Origin of the sequence: Aliivibrio sp. 1S175 (assembly GCF_001690985.1) — a bacterium.
Classification (GTDB): domain Bacteria; phylum Pseudomonadota; class Gammaproteobacteria; order Enterobacterales; family Vibrionaceae; genus Aliivibrio.
Genome location: NZ_MAJS01000079.1, coordinates 497,548 through 509,520, shown reverse-complemented (window position 1 = coordinate 509,520; position 11,973 = coordinate 497,548). Strand labels below are relative to the sequence as shown.

14 protein-coding genes are annotated in these 11,973 nt (G+C 39.9%); 3 read left to right on the top strand and 11 right to left on the bottom strand.

Annotation, left to right across the window (positions count from 1 at the left end):
* Positions 1–201 precede the first annotated feature (201 nt).
* From flgJ to A6E06_RS17540, 11 genes are all read right to left on the bottom strand, one after another.
* On the bottom strand, positions 202–1,206 hold the full coding sequence (gene flgJ, locus A6E06_RS17590; RefSeq protein ID WP_065593823.1) for a flagellar assembly peptidoglycan hydrolase FlgJ: 1,005 nt from the start codon (positions 1,204–1,206) through the stop codon (positions 202–204).
* 136 nt (positions 1,207–1,342) lie between these two features.
* Complete coding sequence (locus A6E06_RS17585; RefSeq protein WP_065593824.1) at positions 1,343–2,464, bottom strand: flagellar basal body P-ring protein FlgI; 1,122 nt, start codon at positions 2,462–2,464, stop codon at positions 1,343–1,345.
* Positions 2,465–2,466: 2 nt separating this feature from the next.
* Positions 2,467–3,258, bottom strand: a complete 792-nt coding sequence (gene flgH, locus A6E06_RS17580; RefSeq protein ID WP_065593825.1) for a flagellar basal body L-ring protein FlgH — start codon at positions 3,256–3,258, stop codon at positions 2,467–2,469.
* Between the two features lie 12 nt (positions 3,259–3,270).
* Positions 3,271–4,059, bottom strand: coding sequence for a flagellar basal-body rod protein FlgG (flgG, locus tag A6E06_RS17575; RefSeq protein ID WP_065593826.1), 789 nt, complete (start codon positions 4,057–4,059; stop codon positions 3,271–3,273).
* Positions 4,060–4,113: 54 nt separating this feature from the next.
* A complete protein-coding gene (locus A6E06_RS17570) occupies positions 4,114–4,863 on the bottom strand; it encodes a flagellar basal body rod protein FlgF (protein WP_065593827.1) in 750 nt (249 codons plus the stop codon).
* A 213-nt stretch (positions 4,864–5,076) separates the two neighbouring features.
* Positions 5,077–6,375, bottom strand: a complete 1,299-nt coding sequence (gene flgE / locus A6E06_RS17565; RefSeq protein ID WP_065593828.1) for a flagellar hook protein FlgE — start codon at positions 6,373–6,375, stop codon at positions 5,077–5,079.
* Positions 6,376–6,532: 157 nt separating this feature from the next.
* Positions 6,533–7,243 (bottom strand): flagellar hook assembly protein FlgD, encoded by a 711-nt coding sequence (gene flgD, locus A6E06_RS17560; RefSeq protein WP_065593829.1) that lies wholly within the window; start codon positions 7,241–7,243, stop codon positions 6,533–6,535.
* 15 nt (positions 7,244–7,258) lie between these two features.
* Positions 7,259–7,675, bottom strand: a complete 417-nt coding sequence (gene flgC, locus A6E06_RS17555) for a flagellar basal body rod protein FlgC (RefSeq protein ID WP_065593830.1) — start codon at positions 7,673–7,675, stop codon at positions 7,259–7,261.
* A 2-nt stretch (positions 7,676–7,677) separates the two neighbouring features.
* On the bottom strand, positions 7,678–8,073 hold the full coding sequence (gene flgB / locus A6E06_RS17550) for a flagellar basal body rod protein FlgB (protein WP_065593831.1): 396 nt from the start codon (positions 8,071–8,073) through the stop codon (positions 7,678–7,680).
* A 193-nt stretch (positions 8,074–8,266) separates the two neighbouring features.
* Positions 8,267–9,094, bottom strand: a complete 828-nt coding sequence (locus A6E06_RS17545; RefSeq protein ID WP_065593832.1) for a protein-glutamate O-methyltransferase CheR — start codon at positions 9,092–9,094, stop codon at positions 8,267–8,269.
* 68 nt (positions 9,095–9,162) lie between these two features.
* Positions 9,163–10,083, bottom strand: a complete 921-nt coding sequence (locus A6E06_RS17540) for a chemotaxis protein CheV (protein ID WP_065593833.1) — start codon at positions 10,081–10,083, stop codon at positions 9,163–9,165.
* A 74-nt stretch (positions 10,084–10,157) separates the two neighbouring features.
* Between A6E06_RS17540 and flgA the strand changes: the two genes are divergently transcribed.
* From flgA to A6E06_RS17525, 3 genes are all read left to right on the top strand, one after another.
* The gene (flgA, locus tag A6E06_RS17535) at positions 10,158–10,901 is read left to right on the top strand and encodes a flagellar basal body P-ring formation chaperone FlgA (RefSeq protein ID WP_083190366.1); all 744 of its coding nucleotides are present in this window, start codon (positions 10,158–10,160) and stop codon (positions 10,899–10,901) included.
* Positions 10,902–11,119: 218 nt separating this feature from the next.
* Positions 11,120–11,431: a flagellar biosynthesis anti-sigma factor FlgM gene (gene flgM, locus A6E06_RS17530; protein ID WP_065593834.1), complete on the top strand. Its 312-nt coding sequence runs from the start codon at positions 11,120–11,122 to the stop codon at positions 11,429–11,431.
* Between the two features lie 49 nt (positions 11,432–11,480).
* Positions 11,481–11,909, top strand: a complete 429-nt coding sequence (locus A6E06_RS17525) for a flagella synthesis protein FlgN (protein ID WP_065593835.1) — start codon at positions 11,481–11,483, stop codon at positions 11,907–11,909.
* Positions 11,910–11,973: the final 64 nt, after the last annotated feature.

The following is an 11,973-nucleotide window of genomic DNA, read 5'->3' as shown; positions in this document are numbered from 1 at the left end:
CTAATATAGCAATCAATGTGCCAACTTTTATTTTATTTAATATCAATAAAATAGAAGATAAAACAATCATTACGACGCCTTATTGCCTCTTCCTAGTCTATTTTATTGCCTTTCTTTGCCTCTTTCCTTTATTTAAGCGGCAAGAACAAAAAAATCCTGCAGCTTATTATAAGAGGCAGGATTTTTATAAGGTAATTAACGTTATTTAGTGAGACTTTCTACCGTTTTCATTACACTCATGACTTTATCTGAATAATTTGGGTCTGTTGCATAACCCGCACTGTGAATGCCTTTAATAAAGCTTTCAGAGCTTTGAGTCTGCTGCAGTGCACGTTCATAACGTGGGTTTTGATTTAAGAAACGAACAAAATCACTGAAGCTTTCTTCATAATTATCGTATGAACGGAAGGCGGCATTCTCTGTCACTGCGATATTATCGTGATACTCCAAGGTGTTTTTAGCGATCTTATCACCCTGCCAGCTTCTATCCGCTTTAATGTTGAATAAGTTATGACTTGAGTCCACCGAATTTTGAATCACTTTCTTACCCCAGCCAGTTTCTAATGCGGCTTGAGCAATAAGAACATTTGAATCAACACCTAACGCTTTTGCGGCTTTTTCTGCATACGGTTTCATGGTCTCAACAAACTGTTGAGGAGAATCAAATTTCTGTGGTTGTTGCACAGGTCTTGCTGCCAATGCTTTTTCTAACTGTGTAATGGCTGGTGATTCCACTTGCGATGCTTGTTTCGCTTCAGATCCCTTGGGATATGAATAATCAACCGGTAAACGTAACGTTTCATCTGTTGCCGCTTTGCGCATTGCCATGCGTGCATCTTGCTCTAAATTCTTGCCGTTATGTACTGGAGGCTCTTGATTCAGTGATGCACCAAGTTGAGCCACGATCATATCGGCTAAACCCAGCGATCCTTTTTTCGATAATTCAGTCGACATTTGATCATCACGCATTTGTTCAAAAAACTGCTGATTATCACTGCTCATCATATCTGATTTAAATGAACTATTCGCATTACGCATTGATTTAAAAAGCATTTGTGTAAAGATGGATTCAAATTGCTCAGCCGCAGCACGCAGCGCTTTGTCTTGGCTTTCTTGATCGCCATTAACCGCACTTTTACGTAATTTATCTAGGCCACCCACATCATGGATAAAACCTACGTCTGTCATATTTACTGAATTATTCATCTTTACGCTTACTCTTTTTAATCAGGGTAATAAATCGACTGTCTCTACATTACTAACAGAGCAAGTTTAATGCCAAAAAAAACGCACCTCCGAAGAAGTGCGTTTCCTGTAATTATTTAGCTATGTATCAAGAACATTAAATAATGATCAATTGGCCTTCAATTGCACCGGCTTGTTTTAATGCTTGAAGAATAGCCATTAAATCAGAAGGCGCTGCCCCCACTTCATTCACCGCTCGAACTAAATCATCTAACGTTAAACCCGGTTCAAACTTAAACATTTTACCTTGTTCTTCCGTTACTTCGATGTCTGAATCTGGCGTAACGACTGTCTGGCCATCGCTAAATGGCCCCGGTTGGCTCACTTGTAGATTTTCTTTAATCGCCACGGTCATACCACCGTGAGTGACTGCCGCCGCTTTTAATTTAACGTGCTTGCCTACAACAATAGTGCCTGTACGTGAGTTAACGATAATTTTTGCAGAACCATCGGCTGGATCAAAATCGACATTCTCAACGGCTGATAAGAAAGCCACGCGTTGGCTGATATCACGCGGAGCACGAACTCGCACTGATGTCGCATCAATCGCTGACGCCATATTTGGCCCTAAGAAATTATTTACTGCATCAGCCATGCGCTGAGCCGTCGTAAAATCAGACTCTAATAAATTGAAAGTAATGAAATCACCACGTCCAAATGGAGAGGGAACTTCACGTTCAACCATTGCGCCACCAGAGATACGGCCTACTGTTGGGTTATTACCAACAATTTTAGAACCATCCGCACCCGTTGCACTAAAGCCACTTACGATTAAATTACCTTGTGCAATTGCGTAGGTCTTACCATCTAAACCTTTTAAGAACGTTTGCAGTAAAGTACCACCACGTAAACTCTTTGCTGAACCAACAGAAGAAACCGTAACATCAACCACTTGGCCTTGTTTTGAAAAGGCTGGCAATGTCGCGGTGACCATTACGGCCGCTACGTTTTTTGTTTTTGGCTTTGTGCCTGGTGGCAATTGAATACCGAAGTTTTGCAACATGGCATTAAAGCTTTGATCGGTAAATGGGGTTGATTCACCCGTTCCCGGCAAACCAGAAACCAAACCATAGCCGATTAATTGGTTACTACGAACTCCCGCTACTTCTGACACGTCTTTAATACGTGCCGCTTGTGCAGTAGAGATACTTAGGCATAACCAAGTAAGAATTAAGGTAACTAGGTTTTTCTTCACGTCAAAACTCCAACGATTCGTCATTATTACAGTGCTACATTAAAGAATCGTGCCAAGAATCCAGGTTCTTGCATATCTTGTTGATCACCCGTACCAGAATATTGGATACGTGCGTTTGAAATTCGGGTTGATGCGATGGTGTTATCAAAATTAATGTCTTCAGGACGAATAGTGCCACTCAAACGAATATATTCATCTCCCGTATTAAGTGTTAGCCACTTCTCACCGCGGATCAATAAGTTACCATTTGATAATACTTCAATCACTTCTACCGTAATTGAGCCACTTAAGCTGTTGCTTTGGTTTGCAGAGGTATTACCCGTAAAGTTATTATCGTTTGATAATTCGTAAGAGAAGTTATATTGGCCACCCATTTGTAGCTCTTGCCCACCGACTTGCAGTGGATCCATACTTGAGTCATTTTTTTTTGATAATTCGGCATCGGCACTTTTTGCCGCTTTGGTATTCTCAGCAAGCGTGACAGTAACAATATCACCTAAACCACGAGGCTTAGTGTCATCGTACATGTCTTGAGCATGATCTGTGTTAAATAATGATCCTGTCGCTGCTGCGTAATGTTCTGGTTTTTCTTTAGGATGAATCGGAGCCCATGCTGGATCACCAGAGATGGGATCATTACGACCACGAAGGGTATCAATAATGCCACCACTTTCTTCTTTTGCTTTGTCACCTTCCACAGCATCTACATTTGTAGTCGCTGAAGTCACTTCACTTTCTTGTAAGCTTGGGTTTCGTACCAATAATGATTCACAGCCAGTTAAAGCGGTTAGCATCAATAAACAAAGAAGACGTTTCATCTTAATCACCAATTACAATTGTTGGTTAACAAAGCTTGCCATCTTATCAACAGCAGAGATTACTTTAGAGTTCATTTCATAAACACGTTGTGCTTCAATCATGTTTACTAGTTCTTCAGTTACGTTTACGTTTGATGCTTCAAGCATAGATTGACGAATTGCACCTAAACCTTCTAGACCGGGAGTACCTTCTTGTGGATCACCACTTGCGCCTGTTGGTAAGTAAAGGTTTTGACCTACAGGCTCTAGTCCGCCTGGGTTAATGAAATCAACCGTTGTGATTTGACCAATAACTTGGTTATCTTGTTGTCCACGCAGACGAACAGACACTTCACCATCAGTACCCACTGTCACGTTGATTGCATCTTCAGGAACAACAATCTCAGGTTCTAAACGATAGCCAGCGCCCGTTGTTACGATTGCACCCTCATCATTTAAGGTAAATTGACCATTACGAGAGTAACCAATGTTGCCATCTGGCATCGTTACTTGGAAAAAGCCTTTACCTTCGATCATCATATCCATGCCGTTCGAGGTGGTTTGTGCATTACCGTTCGTAAATACTTTTTGTGTTGCCACAACTTTAGAACCAGAACCAAGCATTAAACCTGTTGGTAGCTCAGTATTTTGCGTTGATTGAGCACCGGCTTGGTTTACGTTTTGGTAAAACAGATCTTCAAATACGGCACGGCTCTTTTTAAAACCAACCGTAGAGGCATTCGCCAAGTTATTTGAAATAGTCGCAATATTCGTTTGTTGTGCGTCTAACCCTGTTTTACTTACCCATAATGCTGGATTCATTGTGTATTCCTCTAAATTCTTTAATGTATTAAGTTAATCAAGTTAATTGGTCAATTAACCCATACGTAATAATGAGTCTGAAGCTTTATCCATCTCTTCAGCGGTACTCATCATCTTGACTTGTATTTCAAACTGACGCTGCAAATCAATTAAATTGGTCATCTCACCTACGGCATTAACGTTACTGCCTTCTAATGCGCCTTTTAATACGGTGACACCCGCATCCGCTTGAAATGCATTATTAGGATTTTTTGAACGGAACAAACCATTCGTGTCTTTAAATAAATCGCGATTATCGGTACGAACTAATTTAATGCGGTCAACTTCAGCCATTGCTTCGGCTGGGGCGCCTTGCTCAAGAACAGAGATAGTGCCGTCCTTTGCAATTTGAATTTTTGAGATCGGAAGCGGTAACGTAATTGGCGCGTCATTCTCACCTAATACTAGGTGGCCGCTGCCATTCATTAATAAACCCGTTTCATCAATTTTTAGATTACCGGCACGAGTTAAGCCTTCACGGCCTGTGTTATCCATAACCGAAATCCAACCATCACCCTCGATAGTTAAATCTAAATCACGACCAGTAGTAATCACTGAGCCTTGAGAAAAACTGCTGCCTGGACGCTCAGTCATACTAAATACACGAGTAGGCAAACCTTCGCCATACGCTTGCATTGAACGCGCTTGCTCTAAATCCGCACGAAAGCCTGTAGTGCTTACGTTAGCAAGGTTGTTTGAGCTAAGCTGCATAGCTTGCATGTTTTGCTTTGCGCCACTCATGGCTAAAAATAATGCGCGATCCATAATGAACTCCAATAATCTATCTGAAGTTATAATAGCAATGAGTGTGCCAACTTTAATTAACCTTTATTTTCATGCAGTTAATTGATTATGAAGTGAGATATATAGCGTTTAAATAAATAAAGAGGAAAGGAAACGAGAATAAGAGGCAAATAATCTGGGTAAAAAATTGCCGTCAAGGCTGACGGCAATTCTGTAAAGATAATTTCGTTTAAATTAACGAATTTGTAGGATGTTTTGTTGCAGTTGGTTATGTACATCCAGTGAACGAGAGTTCGCTTGGAAGTTACGCTGTGCAGAAATCAAATCAACTAACTCTTGAGTCATATCGATGTTTGATTGCTCTAACGTACCACTTTGAATATCACCAAATGAACCTTGGTTTGCTTCACCCCAAATTGCAGCACCAGACGCTTGTGTCGTAGACCACTGCGTGCCACCATTTTGTGCAAGGCCTTGCTGGTTAGTAACACGAACCATTGCCACACGACCAAGAGTCACGTCTTTTCCGTTTGAATAAGACCCTACAATGTTACCGCTCTTATCAATATCTACTTTTGATAAGTAACCCGTTGTTGCACCGTCTTCACTGAAACGACGCATTTCAAACGGGGCGGAGAATTGAGTTGGATTATCAAATTCCATGGTTAACGTTTGTTCTGTATCTGCGCCATTTAAGTTCAAACCATTAGAACCTAATGTTGTTGTCGTGACAGGTTGTCCAGCATTCACACTTTGAGTCGTACCATCATTATTAAAGATAATAGAATGACCAACTTGACCAGCCGCATTTGTTGCATCACCCGCATTAATGTTTACGGCTTTTTCACCTTCAGTATCCGTTGAAGAATAAAACACATTCCAGCGATTTGGTTGTGTTGCATCTTTTACGTAATACGTCGTCATTTTGTATGGTTGACCTAATGAATCATACGTCGTTACTGACGTTGCTTTATTATAAGTATCTGGATCGTTCATATCAAAAAGAGCGGGGTCTTTTGGTACTTCTGTCGCTGGTAAGTTCATTCCAATTTGTACATTTTCAGTTGCTTTTGGTTTACCAAATTGATCTGGGATCTTAAGTGCTTTTGGCTCATAAGACGATACGTTTCCTGATTCAGGATCAACTGAATAACCTAATAAAAACTCATCATTTGATGTCGTCATATAGTTTTCATTATCTAAATGAAACGCACCATTACGGCTTAATTCATTTGTCGCTGGTTGCAAACGATCTTTTGCGACACCAAAAAAACCTTGACCAGAAATACGTAAATCCATTGGATTATTCGTATAAATACTAGAACCTTCATGGAATTGCTGAGCAATTTTTGTGGTTTGTGCACCACCACCAGTTGTGGTTTTTGCATTAGAAAATAATGATGAGGAATACACATCACCAAACTCTGCACGAGATTCTTTAAAGCCAAATGTATTGGCATTCGCCAAGTTGTTTGATGTTGTGTTTAAGTCTTTTTGAGCAGCGGCTAGACCACTTAATGCTACGTATGACATTTGATATCTCCTATCTAGCTACGCTGATGATTTCCAATTCCATTAACGATCACCGTCATTGGGAATGTTAAAGGAATTGGCATAGCTCTATTTAATGAATTTCACTATAAATGGGAGTATTCAGGCAGCTAAAATGCTGCACTGAATATTCGCCCTTTTACGCCTTACCTACTTCTAACACTTCTGCTAGTTTCATAGGTGAGGTAAAGCCAGCAAGATTAAGCAGAACATTGCCATCGCCTTTGCCTAGAAGAACACTGTTGACGTTAGCGTATGTTGATACGCCAAATTCTTTGTTTTCTCCATCAAGCACGCCCGCCGCTTTAATACTGTAGCGACCAGCAGGCATTGCATTGCCTTTTTCATCTTTGCCGTCCCACTCAACACGAGTGTCGCCAGCAGGTTTAGCGCCCACATCTAAAGTACGAATTAATTGACCTTGCTCGTTTTCAACACGAACCATTAGGTTATTAATTGATTGTGGCAATTTAACCATTGCCGCCATACTTTTATCTGCTTCTTTTAAGCCTTTAGCGCCAGGTACTAGAACATCACGGCCTACAAGCGAAGACGCTTGTAATGCTTGGTTAGATGTCATTGATGAATTCAAGCTATCAAACTGTGTATTCATCTTGCCAATACCATCAACGGTTGCAAATGATGCCATTTGAGCAATCATTTGATCGTTTTCAACCGGCTTAAACGGGTCTTGTTGAGACAACTGTTTGGTTAATAATGAAAGGAAGTCTTCTTGCTTCAGTTCATTTTTACCACCAGTGGTCTTTTCAGGCTTATTTGCCTCTTGAAGACTTTTAAGCTGGTCGATGTAGGACAAGCCGTTTTGACCAACGTTATTGATTCCAGTCATAGCTACCTCCTATCCTTATTGACCCATTCGCAGAGTACTCTGCAACATTTGTTTACTCGCATCTGCTACTTGAACATTCGTTTGGTATGAACGAGAAGCAGAGATCATATTTGCCATTTCTTCCATCACATTAACGTTTGGTTTAAAAATATAACCATCGTCATTTGCCATAGGGTGGTCAGGATTATATTCTGCACGCAACGGTTTTTGGCTTTCTACAATACCAAGAACTTTTACTGGAACAGTATGATCTTGGTTGTATTTCGCTTTACTCAATTCCGCACCAAAGACAGCTTGGCGAGCCTTATACGTTTCAGCAGCAGAGCTACTTACACTGTCGGCATTTGCCATATTACTTGAAGTGGTATTAAGACGAACTGACTCTGCACTCATGGCAGAACCTGTAACGTTAAAAACATTAAATAAGCTCATCTCTATTCCCCTTTAATTGCTTTGGTTAGGTTTTTGAATTTGCTACCTAAAAATTCCAATGATGCTTGATGACGAAGTTGGTTTTGCATAAATAAATTACGCTCCAAATCCACATCTACCGTGTTGCCATCTCCTGTATCTGGTTGAGTTGGTACACGGTATTGAATCTCCCCTGCCACTCGTGTTGAGGCATTGATGTGCCGACCATCGGTACGGCTAAGACCCATGCTTGCCTTCGATGTTGCCGACTGCATTGCTTTTTGAAAATCCATCCCTTTTGCTTTATAGCCAGGTGTATTTGCTTGAGCGATGTTGGTCGCTAGCATTTCAGCACGTTCAGAGCGAACTCCTACCGTGTACTGATGAATACCTAATGCGTTATCAAAAGAAATTGCCATTTCAAACCCTCCACAAGAACTGACTAGCAGTATATATAATTTCTATATAGCAACCTGTATGCCAACTTTGTTATTCAACAAGCAGATTGACGTACTACTAATGAAAATATAGCAATTAACATGCCGAACCTGAGTTTTAGGCACAAAAAAAGCGACCTAAGCCGCTTTTTGTTCATAAAATGCTCAAATGTAATTATTTAAGCTTATAAATAATTCCTGGATTACAGCGAACCATTTCAAATTTATCGGTCAAACCCGTTAGTGACTCTGACGCACCAAGCAATAAATACCCACCAGGGTTAAGACTTGCCGCCATCTGATTTAACACTTTCGCTTTCATATCTGGAGCAAAATAGATCAACACGTTGCGACAGAAAATAATGTCAAATTTACCAAGTAAGCTATAGCTGTCCATTAAATTTTGAGGGCGGAAATTAACCATACGTTTAATTTTATCGTTAATTTTCATTTTTCCATCACCGGCATCTTCAAAAAAAGCACGACGACGCTCAGGCGATAAACCACGACTTAATGCCAGATTATCGTAAACGCCTGCTTTGCAGCTTTCTAGCATTGATGGTGAAATATCAGTTGCTGTAATGCTAATGTTTGGAAGAAACCCCGGCTTACGTGCTTGAATTTCAGAAATAATCATGCCCATCGAGTAAGGTTCTTGACCAGATGAACTTGCCGCTGACCAAATTTTTAATGGGCGACGGTTTGCCGCTAATTCAGGCAGTAATTTATCAGACAATACCGTAAACGGGTAACCGTCTCTAAACCATAACGTTTCATTTGTTGTCATTGCATCAACTGCTGCAACGCGTAATTCACGATTACGACCAGAAACAACCAGCTTTAATAAATCAGACAATGAAGCTAATGAAAACTTAGCAACCAAAGGGCTCAGTCGGCTTCTCACTAAATATTGCTTACTGTCACCAAGAACAATGCCACATTGAGACTCAAGAAATCGGCTAAAATCACGATATTCTTGTTCGTTGATAGTTATAGTTGTCATTAACGAATAAATTTCCACATAAAAATGAATGTCACTTTAGTTATAGGTGACAAAATAACAGGTAAACTTTATTTTTCAACCGCTCTTTTCACAGCGGCACCCAGTTCATCTGGATTAAATTTTGCAATAAATTGGTTTGCACCTACACGCTCAACCATGGCTTGGTTAAATACACCACTTAAAGAGGTATGCAATATAACATGCAAGTCTTTCAGTGCGGGTTCACGACGAATTTCTGCCGTTAGTGTATAACCGTCCATCTCTGGCATTTCTACGTCAGATATTACCAGACCAATTTGCTCATAAATACTGCCTTCATTGGCCATGTCAACTAATCTATTTAGTGCTTCTTTACCGTCTTTTACCATTATGGTTTCAAAACCAATCGATTGAACAGCTCGTTGCACTTGTTTACGAGCAACACTTGAATCATCTGCAATTAATACTCTACGTACAATTTCAGGGCTAATTACTGCCATTTCTTCAACTAATTCTTCGCTAATCGTTTCATCAATAGGTGCAATTTCAGATAAAATCTTCTCTACATCTAAAATTTCAACTAATTCATCATCAATGTTGGTTACTGCAGTTAAATAATTTGCGCGCCCGGTACCCTGCGGTGGTGGCAAGATAGCTTCCCAATGCATATTAACGATACGTTCAACTGACTTAACAAGAAAGCCCTGAATAGTACGGTTGAATTCTGAAATGATAATAAAACATTTATCGATATCGGTTGTTGCTCGCCCACCAGTAGCAAGACTTAAATCAATCACAGAGATCGTTTGACCTCGAATGTGAGCAATTCCTTTTACTAAGGGATTTAAATTTGGTATTGAAGTCAATCTCGGACACTGTAATACTTCTTTTACTTTAAAAACGTTAATACCATAACGTTGACGTCCCATAAGACGGAAAGTAAGTAGTTCTAAGCGGTTTTGTCCAACAAGTTGTGTGCGCTGATTCACCGAATCCAGTATACCTGTCATATATGACTCCATCTTGTGCCATTATCAATGAACCGTGAGCCTAACATAACCCCATTAAGAACACGATATACCCTATGGCATTTTATAATAAAAATATGATAATAAAAATACGTGATTCCAGAACCACTTTTTATCGACTTATAAGTCTTATCGGCCTATTTATAAGTTTCTTTAATACTATTGCGTATGCAGCCACGGACGATCAATTAAGCAGCATAAAACACACGGCAGAATCGTTCATTCAAGCGCAAATTGAACTCCCTAAAAGTGGAACTATGACTATCGAAGCTGCTCGAATTGACAGCCGAATTTACGCAACAGATTGCCCAATACCATTGAGCGCCTCTTTGCCTGGCCGATTAAATACAAGTGGTAATACGTCCGTTTTAATTGAATGCCAACCAGACGATTGGAAAGTCTATGTTCCTGTAAAAACAGAATTAATGATGCCATTAGTTACTGCTCTGTCCTCTTTATCTAAAGGGCACTCAATATCAAGTAACGATTTAACCTTAACTCTTGTAAATAGTCGAACTTATCGACGTGGCGGCTATGCTAATCCTAATGAACTTATCGGTTCAAGAATTAAACGGAGTGTAAGAGCTGGCGACGTTGTCGAAAAAAACGACATCTGTATGGTGTGTCGTAACGACAGTGTTATAATTAAAGCTGAGAAAGGTGAATTAAGCATCTTAACTAAGGGAACCGCACTGGGTGATGGGGCTCTTGGTGATAAAGTAAATGTTAAAAATGACAAATCTAAACGCATCGTTAGCGGCATCGTTACCGCGGTAGGTGAGATTAGTATTCGTTTTTAAAAAATAATACGTAATTGTTAGTTAACTATTAGATATTTCGCTAAACTTCTTTTACTTAGCGCCGATATGATTATTGTGGCATTATTTATGCTTAGTTTACTAAAGTTTAAAAATAATGGGAAAAGCGTCAAAAAACTTCATTATTTGCTTAAGTTAATTTTTTGACAGCCGATAGATAGATTATGAAAATGTATTAACCGGCTAAAAGGCTTGAATATATGACAAGTATTGACCAACTACGTGCTAGCCAAGCGATGGCAACATTACGTAATCAGAGTCGTGTCGATTCCGGTGATAAAACACCAACGAATCCAACATCGACTGTGCCTGCAAAAATGGATGCTGTGTCTTTGAGTAATCAAGGAAAAGAAATTGGCAAGATGCACCAACAACTGGCCACTGAACCTTCTTTTAATGAAGATAAAGTAGCCGCAATTAAAGCCGCAATTGCAAATGGCTCTTATTCTGTTGATCCTGAGCGTCTAGCAGACAACATGATTAAATTTGAAGATGAATTAGCCGGCCTATAACCTAGGCTGGTTACTTTTTTCTTTGTGTACATTTTAATATAGAGACAACATGGCTCAAACATTAACTGAATTATTGGATCTACAACGCAGTGTTGCATTATCGCTTTCGACAGTTCTTAGCCGAGAGAAAGTGGCAATTGCAAGTAGAAAACCAACAGAAATGGAGAATATCGCTCACGATAAATTGGGGTTACTAAACCAATTACGCCAATATGACCAACTATTAGGCAGCCATGCGGAAAGACAACTTCTTTCTGAAGACAATGCATTAAATGAAAAAGTGATTGAGATTAAATCTATCATTCACGACTGCAAAGAAGAAAATGTGATCAATGGCGAAGCACTTCAACGCGCACAACTAAGTTTCAATAAGTTAAACAACTTAATGCAGCAAAGCCGCGGTAAAAATGGCATGACATATACAGCAGAAGGCCAAACTCGCAATATCACAACGCTAGGCACCAACATAAAAGCCTAACCTTCTCAACTTTCCCAAGTATCCATAATGATCCTCGATATACGGCACAGTACTATCTGCCCTT